This window comes from Hamadaea tsunoensis DSM 44101 (assembly GCF_000428945.1).
GTDB lineage: Bacteria > Actinomycetota > Actinomycetes > Mycobacteriales > Micromonosporaceae > Hamadaea > Hamadaea tsunoensis.
In genome coordinates this window covers 1-20,704 of record NZ_AUAX01000050.1, presented here as the reverse complement: position 1 = coordinate 20,704, position 20,704 = coordinate 1, and the positions used below count along the sequence as shown (strand labels likewise).

Here is a 20,704-nt window from a genome sequence, read left to right as displayed (position 1 = left end):
CCACCGTCCTCTTTAGATGTTCACGCTGGTGTTCGCGCGTACCTCGGTGATGACCGGCTCGCGGCGTTCGAGGGCCGCGCCCTCGACGTCGAGCACCGGCAGCCAGCGCAGCCAGCGGGGCAGCTTCCAGGCGGACTCGCCGAGCAGCGCGAGCGCGGCCGGTACCACGATCATCCGGACGATCACCGCGTCGAACAGGATGCCCGCCGCCAGCGCGAACGCGATCGGTTTGATCGTGGCGTCGCCGGCCGGGACGAAGCCGCCGAAGACGCCGAACATGATGGTCGCCGCGGCGAGCACGACCGGGGCGGCCTGCCGGAAGCCGGTGACCACCGCGATCCGGGCCGGCGCGCCGTGCGCGTGCGCCTCGTGCATCCGCGACACCAGGAACACCTGGTAGTCCATGGCCAGTCCGAACAGGATGCCGACGATGATGATCGGCGCGAGGCTCATCATCGGGCCGGTCGAGTCCACCCCGAAGGCACTGGCGAGCCAGCCCCACTGGAAGACCGCCGTGGTGGCGCCGAGCGCCGCCCCGATCGTCAGCAGGAAGCCCAGTACGCCGACCACCGGCACCAGGATCGACCGGAACACCAGGACCAGCAGGAGGAACGCGAGCCCGACCACGAGAGCCAGGTAGATCGGCAGGGCTTCGGACAGCTTCTGCGAGACGTCGATGCCGATCGCGGTCGTACCGGTCACGTAGACCTTCGCGCCCTCGGTGTCGGCGAGGTCGTCGCGCAGCGTGTGCACGAGCGTGGTGGTCGCCTCGTCCTCCGGGCCGGTCTTCGGGATCACCGTGATCAGCGCGGCCGAGTTGTCCTTGTCCGGCTGGGCCGGAGCGGCGAAGGCGACGCCCGGCAGGGTAGCGATCTGCTTCTGCAGGTCGGCCGAGCGGCTCACCGAGTCCGGGCCGTCGACGAGCACGACGAGCGGGCCCTCGAAGCCGGGACCGAACCGGTCGTTGATGATCTGCTGCGCCCGTGCCTGGGTGCTGTCGGTGGCCGGCCGCTGGTTCAGCGACGTACGCATCGCGAAGAACGGGATCGCCACGACGGCCAAGGCGGCCACGGTCACCAGCAGGCTGACCCAGCGGTGGCGGGTGACGAGGTTCGCCCAGCCGGCGAAGAACCCCCGCTGCGGTGCCGCGGCCGGTTCGGCGGTCGCCTCGGCGGCCAGCGCTGCGGCGGCCTCGGCAGCGTCCTTGCCCTTCAACCCCAACGTCTTGCGTACGCGGCGGGGCAGAGCCCGGTGACCCAGGAAGCCGAGGATCGCGGGCACCAGGGTGACCGCCACGAGGACCGCGATGAAGATGGTCCCGGCCGCCGCCAGGCCCATCTGGGTAAGGAACGGGATGCCCGCGACGGCGAGGCCGGCGAGCGCGATGATCACGGTGAGACCGGCGGTGACGACCGCGGAGCCGGCGGTGCCGACGGCCAGCGCCGCGGCCTCGGGCACCGAGCGGCCGGCGCGCAACTCGTGCCGGTGACGCGTGATGATGAACAGCGCGTAGTCGATGCCGACGGCGAGGCCGAGCATCGTCGCGAGCACCGGGGTGGTGGATTGCAGGTCCATGAACCCGGTCATGGTCGTGATGGCGAGCGCTCCGATGCCGACGCCGAGCAGGGCGGTCAGCAGGTTCATGCCGGCGACCAGCAGCGAGCCGAGGGTCAGCGCGAGCACGATGAGGGCGACGATGATACCGATCCCCTCACTCGCGCCGGCCGGCGGTCCGGCCTTGTTGAAGGCCTCGCCCATCGCCTCGACGGTCAGCCCGTCGGTGCCCGCGTGCGTCACCGCGTCGGTCAGGGCGTCGCGCTGCTCGGTGGTGACCTCCTGCGCGACCGTCCCGTAGGTCACCGTGCTGTACGCCGCGCGCTGATCCTGCGAGACCGCCGGCCGCTGCGGGTCGAGCGGGTCGCTGGCGTTGACGACGCCGGGCAGCTTGCCGAGATCGGCGACGATCTTCTTCACTTGGGCGGCGGTGGCCGGGTCGGTCACCTTGGCGCCGTCGGGCACCTGCATGACCACCTTCGCGGTGCCGCCCGTCGAAGCGGTGCCGAAGCGGTCGTTCATCACCTCCAGCGCGGTGGTCGACTCCTGCCCGGGGATCTTGAACGAGTTGACGGTGCTGCCGGAGAGCGTGGCCGCGCCGACGCCGACGGCGACGAGCACCGCGAGCCAGACGAAGGTGACGACGAGACGATGCCGGACGGACCCGAGCCCGAGCCGGTAGAGCAGACGAGCCATGAGAGGAGTGCCCCTTGGACTTGTGCCGCGTGCGGCGGATTACTGGCGCGCCGGATGCCCCAGCGCGTCGTAGCTGACGTCGATCAGATCGGCCGCGGCCATGTCGGTGAGGTGCTCACCGAGAGCGGTACGCGCTACGGCCAGCGCCCCCACGGCCCCGGCGACGCGCACGATGCGCCGCACGTCGATGGGGCGGTCGGGGCGCTTGTCGTGATCAGGATGCTTCTCTTGATCAGGACGCTTGTCGTGATCGAGATGGAAGAGCTCGGCGACGACGATCGTGATGGGCTGCACGCCCGCGTTCTCCGGCTCGGACAACCCCCGGGCGAGGGCCGACAGCAGCAGTGCGAGGAAGCCCGGCCGGCGCAGCGCCCAGTGGGCGAGCCCGGTCAGGGCGGCCAGGTCCCGGTCGGGGCCTGGAGCCAGGTCGGCGACCTCGCCCGCGATCTCCTCCAGTTCCGTCAGGCAGCGGCTGAGCACCGCCTCCTGGAGGGCTTCCTTGGACGGGTAGTGCCGCAGCAGACCACCTTTGGAGTAGCCGACGGCGTCCGCGATACGCTGCACCGAGGTTTCCGCAATGCCGTGCCGCGCGAACAGGCGGGCGGCGGTGTCGACGATCTCGTCGTCGATCTCCTGCCGGGTCTGACGTGGCATGAGACCACCCTAGTCGCCCTGCGACCAATCTGGTCGCACAACGACTATGACGGTCGCCACCCTCCCGCTGAAAGCCCCCTGACTCCCCGCTGAACCGCCCCCCGCACGGCTTCGCGCGATGCTCCCCGGCGCGGCTTCAAGATCCGGTTTGGATCAGGTTTTCCCCCCGGATCATGGCCCATGATTCGGGTGATTTCCCTGATCCAAGCGGGATCTTGGCGCCCAGCGATCTTGAGCCCGCGATCCCGCGCGATCTTGAGCCGACGTGGTCAGTCCGCGCGACGGCGGAGGAAGAGCAGGAGTCCGGCGCCGGCACCGATGAGCAGCAGGCCGACGAGCGTCCCCGGGACGAGGATCGACATGCCGGTCGCCGGCAGCGGCCGGGCCGGGCTCGCCGGACCCGAAGGCCGGGCCGCGGACGCCGAACCCGACGGCGCCGCCGACGAGCCGGACGGCGACGGCACCGGCGAGGCGCTGGGCGAGACACTGGGCGAGGGCTGCACCACCAGGGTCTGCGTACCGGTGTTGTTGTCCGGGTCGGGGTCCTGCGGATCGGTGGCCGCGCCGGTCGCCGTGTTGACCATCTCCCCCGGCGTCACCGCCTTCACCGTGATCACGATCGTCTCGTGCGCGCCGGGATCCAGGTCGCCCACAGTCCAGACGCCGTCGGCGTACGCGCCGCGGGTGGGTTCGGCCGACACGAGGGCCAGGCCGTCGGGCAGCGGGTCGACGACGGTCACTCCGCGCGCGGTGTCGGGACCGAGGTTGCCCACCTCCACCGTGAACACCGCCGTCGCCCCGGCCGGGACCGGAGACGTGTTGAGCCGCTTGGCCACCACGACGTCCGCGATCGGGATGGTGAGCACGGCCTGGGCGCGGTTGTCGGTCAGGTTCGGGTCCGGCAGCTTCGACTGCGTGATCTCGACCGTGTTCACGATGCGGCCGCCGTAGGTGAGGTGGATGCGGACCTCCAGGGTGGCCGAGGCGCCCGAGGCCAGATCCCCCACGTCCCAGGTACGCCGGACCGCGTCCACCGTGCCCTGGCTGGGCGTCACGCCGACGATGTCGGCCCGCAGGTTGGTCGGCTCGGCGGCCCAGACGTCGGTGGTGTCGTTGGGCCCGTTGTTGGTGACGGTGATCGTGTAGGTGACCGTGTCGCCGACCTTCGCCGTGGACGGGGTGACCGACTTCGTGATCGCCATGTCGGTCTCGACGATGACGGCCACCGTGGCCGACTCCGAGTTGTTCGCGTTGTCGGAGTCGTTCTGGTCCAGCGTCTGCAGGCCCGCCAGGTTGAGCCAGGTCCCTTGCGCGACGGCGCGGGCGACGATCGTCCGCGTCACGGCCGCCCCGTTCGCCAGGGCACCGATCGTCCATACGCCGGTGCCCGCGTCGTAGGTCCCGGGCCCGGCCGAGGAGACGAAGGCGAAGCCGGCCGGCAGCTTGTCGCCGACGGTGACGCCGGTGGCGCCGACCGGGCCGAGGTTCGCGGCCGTCACCGTGAAGGTCGTGGTGCCGCCGAGATCGACCTGGCCGGGCACCGCCGACTTGCCGACCGCGATGTCCAGCGACGGCTGGTTGGAGTGCAGCGTGACGGTCGCCTGGTTGTTGTCGAGGTTCGGATCGGTCACCGTGGGATCGCTGACGACGACCGAGTTCACCGTCGCGCCCGTGCGCTGCGCGCGGATCGTGACGGTCAGCACGGCGGGCTGCGCGCCGGGATCGAGGTGGCCCACCGTCCAGGTGAGGGCGACCGGATCGAAGGTCCCCTGGCTGGCCGTAATGTCCACGATGTTGGGAACGGTGGGCAGCGGGCTGAACTCCGCCACCGACACGGAGGTCGCGGGGTCCGGGCCGAGGTTCGACGCCGTGATGGTGTAGGTCACCAGATCGCCGACGGTCACCGGATCGACGGGCCCGGCCTTGGTGACCACCAGGTCCGCCTCCGGCTGCGTGATGACCACGGTCGCCGAGTCGTGGTCGTTGAGCTGGTTGATGTCGTTGGGGCTGGAGGAGAACAGCGTCGCGGTGTTGGTCGTCGTGCCGACTGCGGTCGCCTGCGCGAAGACGGTCAGCCGCACCGCGTCGCCGACGGCCAGCGCTCCGACGGTCCAGTGCGCGTCGGCGGGCGTGTACGTGCCCTGCTCCGCCGAGGAGCTGACGTACTGCAGCAGCGGCGGAAGCGAGTCGAGCAGCGTCACGCCGGTCGCCGGGAACGGCCCGTTGTTCTTCGCCGTGACGGTGTAGGCGACCGTCTGGCCGACCCGGATGCTCGGCTGCGACGCCGTCTTGGTCACCGCGATGTCGACCGTCGGGGTCACCGGGTTGATGCCCGCGGACGCGGAGTTGTTGTCCGGGTTGGGGTCCGGCTGGCCGACGGTCGTCACGCTCGCGCCGTTGACCACCGCCGACGCGGTGTCCACCCGGCAGGTCAGGGTCAGCGTCCGCGACTGTCCCACCGCGAGGGTGGGCACCGTCCACCGGCCGCCCGTGTAGGTTCCGGCCGCCGGCACGGCCGACAGCAGCGTCAGGCCCGGCGGCACCTGGTCGGTGACCACGATTCCGCCGCCCAGCCCCGGCCCGAGGTTCGACACCGTCACCGTGAACGCGATCGTGTCGCCGACGATCGGCGTACCGTCGGACACCGTCTTGGTGATCGCGATGTCGGCGGCGACGTTGATGGTGGCCTGCGCGTTGGCCGACCGTACGCTCTGCCCGAACGTGGTGACCGCCTGGGCGAAGGCGGTGTTGGTCAGCAGCCCCGAGACCGTGAGCGGGCTGGGGCTGAGGGCGATGGTGTAGGTGCCGGTGCAGGTGGTGGACTGGCCCGGGTCGAGCGCGTTGGCCGCGCAGACCACCTTGCCCGCGCCGACCCGGTCGTCGGTGACCGCGATCTGGTCCACATGCGTGCCCCCGCTGTTCGTGACCACGTACTGGTACGCGATCACCTGCCCGATCGAGTACGGACCCGGGGTCGTGACCGACTTGGCGACCGACAGCGCCGACGTGATCGGCAGCGTGACGCTCGCGGGGTCGGAATCGACGGTCGCGGAGCCCGCAGCGATCGCGTGCGCCTGCGCGGTGTTGACGATGCTGCCGGCCGCCACCTCCGCGGCGGTGACGGTGTGGCTGCCGGTGCAGACGACCGTTCCGTTGGGATCGGGCTCGGGTGGCAGGGTCGTGATCGGGCAGGTGATCGTCGCGACCTTGTCGTCCGTGACGGTCAGGCTGCTGAGGGCCTCGGTTCCCGCATTGGTGACGATGTACTGGTACGGGATCACCGTGCCGGCCGTGAGCACCGCCGGCAGCGCCGCGCCCGCGCGGCTGATCTGCTTGACCAGTTGCAGGTTGTCGAGCTGGTTGATGGTACGCACCACCACGTTGCGGATCAGGTGCACGTCGTTGTTGCCGCCGGTGGAGCCGAGGAAGCCGAACTTGTAGGTGCTCGGCACCGGCGAGGGGGCGGCGACGTTGAGCACCTGCTGGTAGTTGGCGCCGGTTCCGCCGAAATCGATCTGCACGATCACCCGCGGGTTCGGCGCCGGCGTGATCTGCACGTTCACCAGCCGCTTCGCCGGCGGCGGGGTGGTCGTACCGGCCGGGCCGCGCAGGGAGCCGGGCAGCGTACTGGTCGGGTGCGTGCCGTCGTTCGTCGTCGTGGATGCGAGGTAGCAGTAGCCGTTGAGGCCGTTGCCCGGACCGCGCAGCGTCACCACGTTGGGCGCGACCCGGCCGGTGGCGCTGCCGGCGGGGGAACGCTGGTCGGCGGGACAGTTCGCGCCGCGGCCCTCGCCGTCGTCGTAGTAGTTGCCGTACGCGTCGAGCCCGACCCCGATGTACCCGCCCGGTACGCCCGGCGCGCCGCTCTTGGGCGCGTATCCCAGGCTGCCGCCGGTGCCGCCGACCGCGCCGGCCGTCGTCGCGCCGTCGACGAGGAAGAAGCCGATGCCGTCGGCCTCGTTGCCGCCGTACTGGTACTGCTCGAACACGACCGACAGCCCGGCCGTGGACGGGATCGGCCGCTGGTACAGGATGTCGCCCGCGACGTTGCCGGCGGTGTCGGTCAGCTGCAGGTAGCCGGGCGTCACACCGGGTGTGGGCACCGGGCCGGACGTGCGCCCCTGGCACGAGGGGATCGGCGCGCCGCCCGGCGGCGGCGAGGCGCCCGGTGCGGTCCCGGTCAGGCAGGTCCGGCCGTCGACGCGCCAGGCCGGGTCGGGCACGCTCGCGCCGCTGAAAGTCTCGCTCACGATCACCGTGCCACCGGCCGGCGGCGGCGCAGCCAAGGCCGGAATCGTCCGGCCGGCAAGGACGGCGGTACCGACGACCGCCAGCGCGCCTGCGACTATCGCACTAAAAGTCCTTTTTGCCCACACTTGCGCCACGCTAGCGCATCGACCATCACAAGACTGTCAGGCACACGGTGTCATACCGGCACTTCGCGAGGCTCCAAATCGGAACCCGCCGGCTCGTCCCCGTCATCGGCGGCCCGCCGCCCGTTGCGGTCGATCGCCGCGCAGGCCAGGCCGACCGGGATGATGAGCCACGCCGACAGCAGGCGGTAGACGATGACCGCCGCGGCCACCGGCGCCTCGGCGGCACCGGCCGCGGTCAGCGAAATGATCAGGCTGGCCTCGATCACCCCGATGCCGCCCGGCGTCAGCGGGATCTGGCGTACGAGCTGGGTGGCGAAGTAGGCGGTGGCGACCGTGCGCGCCGGAACGTCCACCCCGACCGCGTGCAGCGCCATCACCAGGCACGCCAGGTCCGCCAGCCAGTTCAGCGCGGCCATCAGCAGGACCTGCCCCCAGCGGCGTACCGGGACGGCCGCGGCGAGCAGCAGCGTGTGCCGCACCGCCGCGAGCACGCGCCGCCACCAGGGCCCTTCGGCCGCCGGCGGCTCCAGGTCCACCGCCGGATCGCGCTTGCGCTGCCACAACGCGAGCGCCCACATACCGGCCACCGCGCCGGCCGCCAAGACATAGATCAATCTCGTGTACGCGAGCACGTTGCCGGCGTACAGCAGCATCAGGCCGGTGATCGAGGCGACGCCGGACAGCACCATGACCGCCGCCGCGACCGGTTGGCTGGCCCCGTGCGTACGGAAGCGGCGGAAGGCGTACCCGGCGGAGATGGCGGCGCCGGCCGGCAGCGCGGTGGCGATCGCGGAACGCGCGTAGGTCATCGCGACCGAGACCCCGGCGGTCATCCGTACGCCGAAAGCGGCCAGCAGCCGCCGCTGCTGCTCGGAGAACGCGCACATCGAGGCGGTCTCCAGCAGCGCGGCCGCGATCAGCCAGCCGGGGCGGGCGTCGCGCAGCTGGGCCGCCGTCGCGACCGGGTCGGGCAGCCGGCCGCGCAGCGTCCAGGCGGCCACGCCGAGCCCGACGACCAGCAGGCCCAGCCGCCACCAACGGCGGCGGGGGCGCGGGGTCGGCTCGGTCACGGTTACACGATCCACCTCGTTCGTGAGAGAACCGGCGGCGGGCGGTTAAGAAATGCGTGAGAACCTAGTCCAGGACCGGCAGGGAGATGGTGATGACCGTGCCGTGCGGGGCGTTCGGTCCCGTGCTGACCGTTCCGCCGTGCTGTGCAACGGTTTGCGCCACAATCGCCAGGCCCAGTCCCGAGCCGGGCATGGCCCGCGCGCCCAGCGCCCGGTAGAACCGGTCGAAGACGTACGGCCGGTCGGCCTCGTCGATACCGGGCCCGTCGTCGGCGACGGTCAGCGTGCACCGGCCCTCGTCGTCGACCGTCAGTCGCGTGTGGACGACGCCGGTCGGCGGACTCCACTTGGCCGCGTTGTCCAGCACGTTGACGATCATGCGCTCCAGCTCGCCGGGGCGGCCGTCGACGGTCACCGGGGCCAGGTCGGTCACGATGGCCACGCCCGGCGCCCGGGTGCGTACGCGGTCCGCCGACACGGTCACGACGGCCGCGAGGTCGACCGGCTCGATGCGTTCCCGGGAGGACTCCTCGCGGGCCAGCTCGACCAGCTCGGTCGTCACCGTCGCCAGCTCGCTGACCTGGGCTTCGAGGTCGCGCAGCAGCTTGGTGCGCTCCTCGGGCGGCAGCCGGTGGGCCAGTTCCGGGCGGCTCTCCACCGCCAGCAGCAGCTCGATGTTGGTCCGGATGCTCGTCAGCGGCGTACGCAGCTCGTGGCTCGCGTCCTCGATGAGCGCCCGCTGCGCCCGGCGGGAATTGTCCAGCGCGGCCAGCATCATGTTGACCGACCGGCCCAGCCGGGCGATCTCGTCGACGCCGCGTACCGGGACGGGCTCGGTCAGGTCCATGGTCACGGCGACCCGTTCGACCGACTGGCTCAGCTGCTGCACGGGAACCAGGCCCGCCCGGGCCACCGTCCGCCCCAGCAGCGCCGCCCCGCCGATGCCGACGGCCGCCCCGATCAGCAGCAGCCCGCCGAGCAGGCCCAGCGTACGGTTCGCGGACTCCAGGCTCATCGCGATCTGGGCCGCGCCGCCGCCGTTGGCCCGCACGGTCAGCATCAGGTAGCTGTTGCCGTCGAGAGTGATGCGTTCCTGCACCCGGTCGAGGCGGCCCTCGGCGACCTGCTCGGCGGCCGGGGTCACCGGAACGGGGCTGGTCGAGCCGCTCACCACCCGCCCGTCGGCGGCCAGCACCTGCCAGCGCGGCCCGAGATCGTGCGGCCGCTTGTCGTCCTCCGCGTACGCCCCCGGCAGCCGGTACTCCGTCGTCGAGCGCCACTGGTCCGGTGCGGCGGCCACCGCGGCCGCCGCCGAGTTCAGCTGCGACTGCAACTGGCGGCGCTGGATCTCGGCGACGGCCGCGAACGCCAGGCAGGCGAAGAGCACCACCGCGATCGCCACCGCGCCGGTGACCAGCAACGACAGGCGGGTGTGCAGGGTTCGGTGACGCCACCAGCGGATCACAGCGGTTCCTCCCGCAGAACGAATCCGACGCCGCGCACGGTGTGCAGCAGCCGCGTACCGCCGTCGTCCTCCAGCTTGCGGCGCAGATAGCCGAGGTAGACATGGATGCTGTTCGACGTCTCGCCGAAATCGTAGCCCCACACGTGCTCGAACAGAGTGCCGCGGGTGAGTACCTGCCGTGGATGTTTGAGGAACACCTCCAGCAGCGAGAACTCCGTACGCGTCAGCCGCAGCGCCCGGTCGCCCCGGCGGACCTCGCGGGTGCCCGGATGCAGGCGTACATCCTCGAAACACAGCCAGCCCTCGGTGCCGCCGGCCGCCGGTTCGCGCTGCGTCACGAGCACCGACCGGCGCAGCAGCGCCCGCAGCCGGGCCAGCAGCTCCTGCATGGCGAACGGTTTGACGAGGTAGTCGTCGGCGCCCGCGTCGAGCCCGGCCACCCGGTCGCCGACGCCGTCGCGGGCGGTGAGCATGAGCACCGGCACGAAGACGCCCTCGGATCGCAGGTGGCGGCACGCGCTCAGGCCGTCGAGGGCCGGCATGCTCACATCCAGGACGAGCGCGTCGGGTTCACCGCCGGCGACCGCCGTCAGGGCCTGCTGCCCGTCGTCGGCGGTCGCGACCTCGTACCCCTCGAACCGCAGCGTACGCGCCAGCGAATCGCGTACGGCCGCGTCGTCGTCCACCACCAGGATGCGCATGTGCTTCCTTCCCTTGCCCGGTCTGATCCAAGCGGGCGTACCGGGTGCGCGGCAAGCTCGGGGCTGGATTTGTCGGCCCGTCGGCATAGTCTCGGGCCGTGACCCCGCACCAGCTCACCCGCGAGCAGGCCCGCCGCATCGCCGTACGCGCCCAGCTGCTGGCCGCCGACCGCCCCGCCGACCTGTTGACGGTCGTCCGCCGGCTCACCCTGCTGCAGCTCGACCCGACGGCCGCGATCGCGCCGAACGCCGACCTGGTGCTGTTCAGCCGGCTGGGGTCGGCGTACCGGACGGCGGAGCTGGCGGATCATCTGCGCGACCGGCGGCTGGTCGAGCTGAACGCGCTGATCCGGCCGGCCGAGGACATCACGCTCTACCGGGCGGAGATGGCCGCCTTCCCGGAGCCCGGCCTGTCCTGGCAGGCGTTCCGGGCAGAGTGGATCAGGTCGAACGACGCCTGCCGCCGCGACATCCTCGACCGGCTCGCGCGCTCCGGCCCGCTGCCGTCGCGCGCGCTGCCCGACACCTGCGTCGTGCCGTGGGAGTCGACCGGCTGGACCAACGACCGCAACGTGACCCAGATGCTGGAGTTCCTGAGCACCATGGGCCAGGTCGCGATCGCCGGCCGGCAGGGTCGGCAGCGGCTCTGGGACCTGGCCGCCAAGGTCTACCCCGACGATCCGGTCGTCCCGGCCGGGGAGGCGCTGGCCCGGCGCAACGAGCGGCGGCTGCGGGCGCTCGGCATCGCCCGGGCGAAGACCGCCCAGATGCCCGTCGAGCCGGCCGACGTCGGCGACGCGGGCGAACCGGCCGTCGTGGAAGGCGTCAAGGGACAGTGGCGGGTCGACCCCGAGCAGCTGGGACAGCCTTTCACCGGCCGGGCCGCCCTGCTCTCGCCGTTCGACCGGCTGGTCCACGAGCGCAGGCGGCTGGCCGAGATCTTCGCATTCGAGTACCAGCTGGAGATGTACAAGCCCGCGGCCCAGCGCCGGTGGGGCTACTTCGCGCTGCCGATCCTGTTCGGCGACCGGCTGGTCGGCAAGCTCGACGCCGCCGCCGACCGCAAGGCCGGCGTCCTGCGCGTGACGGCCGTCCACGAGGACGAGAAGTTCACCCGGCAGATGCGGGCCGAGATCGGCGCCGAGATCAAGGATCTGGCCCGCTGGCTGGAGCTCGACCTGCGGCTGCCCGACTGACCGACCGGCCGGCTCCCGGCTGATTCCCGGGCTGATTCCCGGCTGATTTCCGGCTCAGCGGAAAACTCCCGGATCGCGGGCAACCGGCGACGGCCGACCGCCGTGGAAGGACCGTGACAGAACGAACCAAGGCGACGACGACCGCGGACGCGGCGTACGTGGCCTTCGTCGAGCACGCCTGGCAACGGCACTTCCGCCTGGCGCTGCTGCTCACGGGTGACCGCCACCTCGCCGAAGAGCTGCTCCAGGACGCCCTGGTACGCATCTACGAACGCTGGCGGCGGCTCTCGCGTACCGACGATCTCCATGCGTACCTGCGCAAGGTTCTGGTCAACAACCACACCTCGCACTGGCGGCGCCGCCGCCGGGAGAGCCTCGTGGCCGACCTGCCCGACCGGCCCGGCGACGACACCGTCAGCGCCGAAGCCCTGGTGGTACGCGACGCCCTGCGCGCCCTGCCGCCCCGGCAGCGGGCGGTGGTGGTGCTGCGGCACTACGAGGACCTCTCCGAACGCGACATCGCCCGCGCGCTCGGGTGCACCCAAGGAACCGTGAAGAGCCAGCACGCCAAGGCGATGGCCCGGCTCCGTCACGTCATCACCGAACCAGCCTGGGAGACGGCATCATGACCGAGAACGACTTCTTCTCCCGCCACCTGCGGGAACTCGCGCACCACGAAGACCCGGCCGGGCCGGACACCCGTCAACTGCTGCAACGGGGCAGGCGGGCCCGGCGTCGGCGTACCGTCATCGCGGGCACGTCGCTGGCCGTCCTCGCGGCCGGAGCGCTGACCGCGGTGGGCGTGGCCGCCCAGCCGTCGGCACCCGGCGACCGGCCCGCGATCACGGCCGATGCGGCCGACGCGCGTACGCAACTGGTGGCGGCGATCACCGCGAGCCGGTCGACCAGCTACCGCCTCACCATCCGGGACAACCTCGCTCCGGCCGCGACCGGGGCGTACGACCCGGTGACCAAGCAGGGATTCCTGCACCGCGACTACAGCGAAGGCCCCGGATACGAGGATCAGCGGGTGGTCGACGGCGCCCTGTACGTCGGCGACGCGGGCCTCGACGGCGTCGAGCACTGGCGGCTGGTGCCCGGCGTACACGACACCTTCCAGTACGACGCCTCGCTGGGCGACCGGCTGAGCGGCTCGGCCGACCCGGACGCGCTCCTGGACGAACTGCGCAAGGACGGGGTGACGATCACCCAGATCGACAAGAAGACCTTCGGCTTCGAGTTCTCCCCCGCCCTCGACGAATACCGCGCCTCCGACCACTACTCCGGCGAGGTCGTCGTCGACGGCAAGGGCCGTATCGCGAAGGTCGAGTTCAAGCGGGCCGTGAGGTGGCAGAAGCCCGGTTACACGCCGCCCAGCGCGCAGCCGCCGGCAATCATCACCGCGGGCCTGACCTTCTCCGACTACGGGACGCCGGTGCAGGTGACGGCCCCCACGCTCGGCTGATCCTCCGCACGGCGGCCCTGCTCCCGGACGTGACGGGTTCCCCGGAACCCGCCCGGGAGCAGGGCTCGCCTTCTTAGACTCGGCTGGGTCGCCCACCGGCGTTTCGCCGCCGCTCCCCCGGGTAGGCGTACCAGGGTTCGCATGCCTACCCAGGGGGAGACGATCGTGACGACCGAGTACTGGGGTTCGGGTTCCTTCGGCCAGGATCCGCTGGAGCAGTTCCTGCAGCGCTTCCTCGGCGGCGCGAGCGGGTCGAGCGGTCCGCGCCGCGTCGACCTCGGGCGCATGATGAGCCAGGACGCCCGCGAGCTGGTCACCGACGCGTCCCGGATGGCCGCCGCGTGGGGCAGCCACGACCTCGACACCGAGCACCTGCTCTGGGCGGCCACCCAGCGCGAGCCCCTGCGCGGGCTGCTCGGCCGGGCCGGCGCCGACCCGCAGGCGCTCGCCGACGAGATCGAACGCGACGGCAAGCGCGGCGAGCCGGTGGACGAGCCGCCCGCGCTCACGCCGGGCACGAAGCGCGTACTGCTGCAGGCGCATCAGATCTCGCAGACCATGGGCGCGTCCTACCTCGGCCCCGAGCACATCCTGCTGTCGCTCATCGTCAACCGGCAGACCACCGCCGGCCGCCTGCTCGCCGCGCGCGGGGTCACCATCGACTCCCTGCGCGACGCCGACGCGCGCTCCTCGTCCCCGTCCACCCGCGATTCGAGTACGCCGACCCTCGACCGCTACGGCCGTGACCTCACCGCGTTGGCGCGGGCCGGCGAGATCGACCCGGTGATCGGGCGGGCTTCCGAGATCGAGCAGTGCGTCGAGGTGCTGGCCCGGCGTACGAAGAACAATCCGGTGCTCATCGGGGAGGCCGGGGTCGGCAAGACCGCCATCGCCGAGGGCCTCGCGCAGCGCATCGTCGACGGCGACGTCCCGCGTACGCTGGCCGGAAAGCGCCTGGTGCAGCTGGACGTGACCGCGCTGGTCGCCGGTACGCGCTACCGCGGCGACTTCGAGGAGCGGCTGACCACGCTGATCGACGAGATCCGCAAGCACTCCGATGAGCTCGTCATCTTCATCGACGAGCTGCACACCGTGGTCGGCGCGGGATCCGGCGAGGGCTCGACCGACGCGGCCAACATGCTCAAGCCGGCCCTGGCCCGCGGTGAGCTCCACGTCGCGGGGGCCACGACGCTCGACGAGTACCGCCGCTACATCGAGAAGGACGCTGCCCTCGAACGCCGGTTCCAGCCGATCCTGGTCCCCGAGCCGAGCGTCGAGGACACCGTCGAGATCCTGCGCGGCCTGCGCGACCGGTACGAGGCGCACCACGGCGTACGGTTCACCGACGAGGCGCTCGTGGCCGCGGCCCAGCTCTCCGACCGGTACGTGACCGACCGGTTCCTGCCGGACAAGGCGATCGACCTCATCGACCAGGCCGGCGCGCGGGTGCAGCTGCGCAGCCACTCCCCCGGCGGGGACGCGAAAAAGCTCGAACAGCGCCTGGAGATGCTGGCCCGGGACAAGGACCAGGCGGTCGCCGACGAGCAGTACGAGCGCGCGAGCGACCTGCGCGACCAGATCACCGCCGTCCGCGCCCAGATCGCCGCGCTCAACGAGGGCGGCGGCGCGCCGCGGGGCGTGGCCGAGGTGACCTCCGACGACATCGCCGAGGTCGTGGCCCGGCTGACCGGCATCCCCGCGCACCAGCTCAGCGAGGAGGAGAAGGAGCGCCTGACGAACCTCGAAGGCCGCCTGCACGAGCGGATGGTCGGCCAGGACGAGGCCGTACAGGTCGTCGCCCAGGCCATCCGCCGGTCGCGGACCGGCCTGGCCGACCCGGACCGCCCGGTCGGCAGCTTCCTGTTCCTCGGCCCGACCGGCGTCGGCAAGACCGAACTCGCCCGCGCTTTGGCCGACGTGCTCTTCGGTGAGCAGGACCGGATGATCCGCTTCGACATGAGCGAGTTCCAGGAGCGGCACACGGTCAGCCGGCTGATCGGCGCCCCGCCCGGCTACGTCGGCTACGAGGAGGCCGGCCAGCTCACCGAGGCCGTACGCCGCCACCCGTACTCGGTGGTCCTGCTCGACGAGATCGAGAAGGCCAGCCCGGACGTGTTCAACCTGCTCCTGCAGGTCCTCGACGACGGGCGGCTGACCGACGGCCAGGGGCGTACCGTCAACTTCCGCAACGCCGTGATCATCATGACCAGCAACCTCGGCTCGGAGCTGATCACCGACGAGCCGGGCCTCGGCTTCAACGCCGACGCCGGCGCCGGGGCCGACATGCGCGACCGGATCATGCGGCGGCTGCGCGAGGAGCTGCGACCGGAGTTCCTCAACCGGATCGACGAGATCGTCATCTTCAGCCGCCTCGACGCGCGCGAGGTCGCCCAGATCACCGATCTCATGCTGGAGCAGACCCGCCGGCGCATGCACGCCCAGAACGTCACCGTCGAGTTCAGCCCGGCCGCGATCGACTGGCTGGTCGCGCACGGCTACGACCGCGCGTACGGGGCGAGGCCGATGCGGCGCACGATCCAGCGCGAGGTGGACAACCACCTCTCGGAGATGCTCCTCGCCGGAAGCGTGACCTCGGGCCAGACCTTGCGGGTGGACGCGACCGAAGGCCACCTGACCTTCACGCCCCATCAGAGTCAGCACCTCGAAGGCGCCCGACCCTAGACAATGAACTGCTCAACGGATCGGAGCGGCACTCCGGCCGCGACCGGGGTGCCGCTCCGTCTGCGATCCGCAACAAGGGCGGAGAGTTCCACCGGGATGATGCTGACGGGCGCCATCCGACGCGTCCTGCCACGAACGTGTCACGGTCTCATTCTCCGGAGCTCCGGGGAAACGCAGAGAATACGGGCGGCTAGAGAATCGTCATCCGCATGAGCTCGCCTCCGGCGTTCTCGTCACGGACGTAAATCACGATGTCCCCGCCGGATTGCGTGGCGTAAAGGACGTCCAGGGCCGTCAACGCACGGTTGATGGTCTCCGTTTTGGATGCGCCATTGCGTGCGGCGATGCGCGCCAGCGCCTCCGACGCACGCGGGCTCAGGTTGACGGTTACCCGCTCCGCCGTGCTGCCGGCCGACTCGGTGACCTGTCCCCCGGCAGTTCCGGTCTTGGCCGTCATAATAAGTTCGCCTCCGTAGATCTACACGCTTCGCAGTCGAATGGGTCTATCCGATTGCGCTGGTGAACCCTTTGCTCAACCATCGTCACCGGCCGACGGGCAGCCGGCCTGCTTGCGCGGAGCCTGGTCGGACTCGCCTTCCGTACGGTACCCAGCTTCCGTTCCGGCATTCGGCGATCCCATGCCGCCGGCCCCATGAAGGACGGGTTCTCCGTCCGTTGGCATTGTCTTCTTTCACCACTCGACGCAAGCATCGACGATGCCGAGACCGGACACGGAGCCCCTCCCGGAAGGCGACATCGAGGAACTGCTTGCGCCCCAGGGGCCGCTCGACATACCCGCCGTACCCGTCAGCCCCGGCAATCGCCTTCACCCCGGCCCAAGCCAGCATCTGCAGTGCCGGCTCCAACAACTCCGGATCGGCCCACATCGCCCGAGCAAGCCAGTGCGGGATACGGGGATGCGGCAAGGCCCACCGCTGCCAACGGCGGCAACCGTGAAGGTCGGCCAACGTCGCCGCCAAGTCGTCCTGGAACCAGTCGAGGCGGTCCGGCCGCAGCGGCGTCATGACCGGAGCCGAGTGGGCATGGCTCCCGTAGCGTGCCTCGGCGCTCCTCGTCACCGCGGCATACACGACCGGGGAGAGGAATGCGTAAAGCTCGATCAACAGTCGGCGCCGGTCGTCCCGTCCGGCGTTCACGAAGTACCTGGCGAGACTTCCGCTCGTTGCCAGTTCCCTTGTGCCACATAGCAAGTACGCGCCAAATTGCGGATCAGACGCGTACGACCGGGCATCCTCGCGGCTCGCGTCGACCGGCCAGGAACAGCCGGCGATCGCTTCCTCTCGCCGAGCAGCCGTTGCGGCGCGCACGAGCATGTAGAAATGCAACGTCTTCCCCGTGCCGGGAGCGTCCCACAGGTGCACGACGTTCGGCGCAGCGAGACCGATGATCGCTGAAACTCCACCGCCGAGACGCCACGGGTGCGCGCCCGGGTCGGCACCCTCGGACAAGGCGTCCTGGACATGCAGAAGGGCGTCCGCCCACGACTGTGCATGGGCAGTACGGAGCTCTTCCGAGGGGCGCATGGAGACCGAGGCGTCGATCAGGAGCACGATGAGAAACGGCGCACTGACGGTTCGCTGCGTGCACATCCCGTACTCCTCTGCTCCGCGGTAGGTCTGCTCGGATACCGCCGCCGGCGGCGATCGCCCCGGGTGGTTCCCGAACGGCCCTGATTCACAGCCTCACCTTGACATCGCCCCCCGCCGAGGGGTGCGCGCGTCCGCGCGTTTCGTGGACAACGGTCAGGCGTGACTACCAGGATGCGCCGGGGTACAGCTCCCGTCAAGCGGAAGGGCGGGTTTGGGGCAGCCTTCGTCATGTGAGAAGATTCACAGAAGCTTGATCAAAAGCAGCCCGATGCTGCATCAGACGCATACAAGTCGTACCGTGAGACCTCGACGGGCACCATCCGGCGCGTCCCGTCCGGGGCGCGCCACAACCTCTATCCCCCGGAGCGAGGATGGATACTAAGTACACAAAGGAGGCAGAGGCCCCGGTCGCTTACAGCGACCTCAGCCTCGAAACGCCTCCTGGCGATCTCGACGTGATCGAGTTGACGCAGCTCACCACGGTCGCGATCGACGCGGAAAGTACGGCGAGTGACGATTCCCTCGCCGTCCGCGTCAAGACCCACGGAGTAACCCAGACGGGTTCCCCGCTCGCCATGGCGTATGCCCTGATGCTGGGCGCGATGGCAGCCGTCATCGTCGGCGGATTCCTCAAGATCGTCGGCGCCCCCGCGCTGGTCGTCTGGCTGACCCCGGTGATCATGGTGGTCTGCGTCTCAGCGACCGCGGGGGCCTGGGCCACCGTAACCTTGATCAATATTTGGCGAAGAGGGGCGGCCCGACAGCGCTGATCACCAGCCGACAGGCGGAATGCGCGACATAACGAGACGGCGACGTACGGCCGGCGCGACTCACCACGAGTGCGCCGGCCATCGTCCTGTGCCACGCCATGCCCAGATGCGCACATGGATCATGGCTGCAAAAAGGGCTCTCGGTTGCATGTGGACTGGTGAGGCTGCCGCCGAAGCGAAAAGGCTCCCGCGATTCGCCTGGCGGAAGATCCATCCCTGCGGCGCTGACGCCATTCGCCTTGATCAAGTACCGCTATTACGGCACCGCGGCGCCGATTCCCTTGATCAAGTACCGTCATTACGGCGGGAGAGCGCTCCCCTGCCGAATAGACGGTACTTGATCAAGGCTGTCCGCCATGGACTGCCGTAATAGTGGTAAGTGATCACTCCACGGCGGACCGCTCGACAGGGACCACTCGACGGAGTTGATCGATGACGGCGAGAAAGCATGATCAAGTTCCCAAGTCATGCAGAAAGCGGGCCGATTCCGCAGCTCCAGGGAACTTGATCATGCTATGGAGATCCACTACTACAGAATCCGGGCACTCGATCGAGGCCCAGACCGATCCGGACGGACCCGGGACAGAAAGATCTTGAACTTGATCTTCCTAGAAGCCGGTGGGCTGGCGCGGGGTGTAGGGCGCTTCGAGGATCGCGGCCTCCTCGTCGGTCAGCGTGACGTCGAGGGCGGCGATCGCGTCGGACAGGTGATGCGGTTTGGTCGGGCCGACGATCGGCGCCACCACGACCGGGTTGCGCAGCACCCAGGCCAGCGCCACCTGCGCCATCGGGATCCCCTTGGCCGCGGCGACCTGCTCGACCGCGTCCGCGATCGGCCGGTTGAGCTCCTCCGGGTAGCGCGCGTGCAGCGGGTCGGTGGCCGCCCGCTGGGTGCCCTGGTCCGACCAGGGCCGGGCCAGCTTGCCCTTGCCGAGCGGGCTCCACGGGATGCTGCCCACGCCCTGGTCGGCGAGCAGCCCGAACATCTCCCGCTCCTCCTCGCGCATCATGAGGCTGTACTGGTTCTGCATGGAGACGAACTTCGTCCAGCCGTGCGTCTCGGCGGCGTGCTGCATCGCGGCGAACTGCCAGGCCCACATCGACGAGGCGCCGAGGTAGCGGACCTTGCCGGCCTTCACCACATCGTGCAGCGCCTCCATGGTCTCCTCGACCGGCGTCTCGGGGTCGAACCGGTGGATCTGGTACAGGTCGACGTAGTCGGTGTCGAGGCGGCCGAGCGACGCGTCGATCTGCTCGAAGATCGCCTTGCGGGACAGCCCGGAGCCGCCCGGGCCGTCGTGCATCTTGAAGAACACCTTGGTCGCCAGCACGATCTCGTCACGCGACGTGTACTTGCGGACGGCCCGGCCGACGATCTCCTCCGAGGAGCCCTTGCCGTAGACGTTCGCCGTGTCCCAGAAGGTGATCCCGGCCTCGACGGCCTGGCGGAACACCGGCTCGGCGGCCTCGTCGCCGAGAGCCCATTCGTTGAAACCCCGGGACGTGTCGCCGAAGCTCATGCAGCCCAGCGAGATCCGGCTGACCTTCAGACCCGAGCTGCCCAGGCGCGCGTACTGCATGGAGTGTCTCCTTCTTCGAGATGGTTCGACTCCATGTCTATCCCAGTCCCGCGGACTTATCCGGGTATCAGTTCCACCCGGCAGCGCGGCCGCCCGCGCCGTAACGTCGGGACCATGGAACTTCGCAAGAAGGAACCCACCGTGAAGGCGCCCGCCGAGACGTTCACCGGCGATGCCTGGTTCGACGTGGTCGCGCGTACCGAGCGGTTGCGGGTCAACGTCGTCCGCTTCGCGCCGGGCGCGCGCAACGCCTGGCACAGCCACGCCGTCGGGCAGACCGTCCACGTCACCGAGGGCCGCGGCCGGATCCAGTCCCGCGGCGGCGAGATCCTGGAGATCGGGGCCGGCGACACGGTCTACACCCCGCCCGGCGAGTGGCACTGGCACGGCGCGGCGCCCGACCACTTCATGACCCACCTGGCGATCTGGGAAGCCCCCGAGTCCGGCCCCGAGTCCGAATGGGGCGACCTCGTCACCGACGCCGAGTACTCCTGACCGTCGCCCCCGACGATCTTGCGCGAATGTCCCGAATTCCGTCTGGAATGCCCGCTTCCTCTCAACCGGTCGGTGCAAGTGGGTCGTTGACCTTCTTGGTGCTGGCTGGTTGAGAGGGGTCGCGGGTGGCGAGGGCTCATGTGCTGACGGCGGATTTGCGGTTGGTGATCGAGAATCTGTGGCGGCAGGGTGCGACGTTCGAGGAGATCGCGGTAGCGGTCGGTACCGACTTTTCGACGGTGTGGCGGGAGTTGGATCGTCATAACTCGCATCGGCACGGGGTGAAGAATCCGCTGGGCTCGACGCGGGGCGGGTTGTATCGGTGGGGGTACACCGCACAGTGGGCACAGGAGAAGGCACAAACGGCTCGGGCGCGGCCCAAGCCGGCCA

Annotated in this window: 16 protein-coding genes; 7 read left to right on the top strand and 9 right to left on the bottom strand. The window is 70.4% G+C overall.

What is annotated here, in order from left to right:
• Nucleotides 1-12: 12 nt before the first annotated feature.
• From G401_RS0138055 to G401_RS0138030, 6 genes are all read right to left on the bottom strand, one after another.
• The gene (locus G401_RS0138055) at nucleotides 13-2,250 is read right to left on the bottom strand and encodes an MMPL family transporter (protein WP_027346611.1); all 2,238 of its coding nucleotides are present in this window, start codon (nucleotides 2,248-2,250) and stop codon (nucleotides 13-15) included.
• A 39-nt stretch (nucleotides 2,251-2,289) separates the two neighbouring features.
• Nucleotides 2,290-2,904 (bottom strand): TetR/AcrR family transcriptional regulator, encoded by a 615-nt coding sequence (locus G401_RS0138050; protein ID WP_027346610.1) that lies wholly within the window; start codon nucleotides 2,902-2,904, stop codon nucleotides 2,290-2,292.
• A 269-nt stretch (nucleotides 2,905-3,173) separates the two neighbouring features.
• The gene (locus tag G401_RS0138045; protein ID WP_157546766.1) at nucleotides 3,174-7,154 is read right to left on the bottom strand and encodes a DUF7507 domain-containing protein; all 3,981 of its coding nucleotides are present in this window, start codon (nucleotides 7,152-7,154) and stop codon (nucleotides 3,174-3,176) included.
• A 176-nt stretch (nucleotides 7,155-7,330) separates the two neighbouring features.
• Nucleotides 7,331-8,350 carry a lysylphosphatidylglycerol synthase transmembrane domain-containing protein gene (locus G401_RS51240; protein ID WP_051367877.1) on the bottom strand — a complete coding sequence of 340 codons (1,020 nt, stop codon included), beginning with the start codon at nucleotides 8,348-8,350 and terminating at the stop codon, nucleotides 7,331-7,333.
• Nucleotides 8,351-8,414: 64 nt separating this feature from the next.
• A complete protein-coding gene (locus G401_RS0138035) occupies nucleotides 8,415-9,815 on the bottom strand; it encodes a sensor histidine kinase (protein WP_157546765.1) in 1,401 nt (466 codons plus the stop codon).
• A complete protein-coding gene (locus G401_RS0138030) occupies nucleotides 9,812-10,516 on the bottom strand; it encodes a response regulator transcription factor (RefSeq protein ID WP_027346607.1) in 705 nt (234 codons plus the stop codon). Before G401_RS0138030 ends, G401_RS0138035 begins: the two co-directional genes overlap by 4 nt.
• A gap of 98 nt (nucleotides 10,517-10,614) precedes the next feature.
• Here G401_RS0138030 and G401_RS0138025 point away from each other — a divergent pair, with 98 nt between their 5' ends.
• From G401_RS0138025 to G401_RS58735, 4 genes are all read left to right on the top strand, one after another.
• Nucleotides 10,615-11,712, top strand: a complete 1,098-nt coding sequence (locus G401_RS0138025) for a DNA glycosylase AlkZ-like family protein (RefSeq protein WP_027346606.1) — start codon at nucleotides 10,615-10,617, stop codon at nucleotides 11,710-11,712.
• Nucleotides 11,713-11,825: 113 nt separating this feature from the next.
• The gene (locus tag G401_RS51235) at nucleotides 11,826-12,341 is read left to right on the top strand and encodes a SigE family RNA polymerase sigma factor (RefSeq protein WP_051367876.1); all 516 of its coding nucleotides are present in this window, start codon (nucleotides 11,826-11,828) and stop codon (nucleotides 12,339-12,341) included.
• Nucleotides 12,338-13,177 carry a hypothetical protein gene (locus tag G401_RS0138015; RefSeq protein ID WP_027346605.1) on the top strand — a complete coding sequence of 280 codons (840 nt, stop codon included), beginning with the start codon at nucleotides 12,338-12,340 and terminating at the stop codon, nucleotides 13,175-13,177. The genes G401_RS51235 and G401_RS0138015 overlap by 4 nt, the downstream gene beginning before the upstream one ends.
• 141 nt (nucleotides 13,178-13,318) lie before the next feature.
• On the top strand, nucleotides 13,319-15,859 hold the full coding sequence (locus G401_RS58735; protein WP_051367875.1) for an ATP-dependent Clp protease ATP-binding subunit: 2,541 nt from the start codon (nucleotides 13,319-13,321) through the stop codon (nucleotides 15,857-15,859).
• A gap of 190 nt (nucleotides 15,860-16,049) precedes the next feature.
• Here the strand turns inward: G401_RS58735 and G401_RS51225 are convergent, their stop codons facing one another.
• Both G401_RS51225 and G401_RS0137995 read right to left on the bottom strand, forming a co-directional pair.
• Nucleotides 16,050-16,316 (bottom strand): hypothetical protein, encoded by a 267-nt coding sequence (locus G401_RS51225; RefSeq protein WP_034594381.1) that lies wholly within the window; start codon nucleotides 16,314-16,316, stop codon nucleotides 16,050-16,052.
• Between the two features lie 85 nt (nucleotides 16,317-16,401).
• Nucleotides 16,402-17,469, bottom strand: coding sequence for a hypothetical protein (locus tag G401_RS0137995; RefSeq protein WP_027346603.1), 1,068 nt, complete (start codon nucleotides 17,467-17,469; stop codon nucleotides 16,402-16,404).
• 371 nt (nucleotides 17,470-17,840) lie between these two features.
• Here G401_RS0137995 and G401_RS0137990 point away from each other — a divergent pair, with 371 nt between their 5' ends.
• Nucleotides 17,841-18,239 (top strand): hypothetical protein, encoded by a 399-nt coding sequence (locus tag G401_RS0137990; RefSeq protein ID WP_027346602.1) that lies wholly within the window; start codon nucleotides 17,841-17,843, stop codon nucleotides 18,237-18,239.
• A 608-nt stretch (nucleotides 18,240-18,847) separates the two neighbouring features.
• Here G401_RS0137990 and G401_RS0137985 read toward each other — a convergent pair.
• The gene (locus G401_RS0137985) at nucleotides 18,848-19,819 is read right to left on the bottom strand and encodes an aldo/keto reductase (protein ID WP_027346601.1); all 972 of its coding nucleotides are present in this window, start codon (nucleotides 19,817-19,819) and stop codon (nucleotides 18,848-18,850) included.
• A gap of 114 nt (nucleotides 19,820-19,933) precedes the next feature.
• Between G401_RS0137985 and G401_RS0137980 the strand changes: the two genes are divergently transcribed.
• Together G401_RS0137980 and G401_RS51220 are read left to right on the top strand one after the other, a co-directional pair.
• Nucleotides 19,934-20,314, top strand: a complete 381-nt coding sequence (locus G401_RS0137980) for a (R)-mandelonitrile lyase (RefSeq protein ID WP_027346600.1) — start codon at nucleotides 19,934-19,936, stop codon at nucleotides 20,312-20,314.
• 125 nt (nucleotides 20,315-20,439) lie between these two features.
• Nucleotides 20,440-20,704 (top strand): helix-turn-helix domain-containing protein (locus G401_RS51220; RefSeq protein WP_157546706.1); only part of this gene is annotated, 265 nt, incomplete at its 3' end.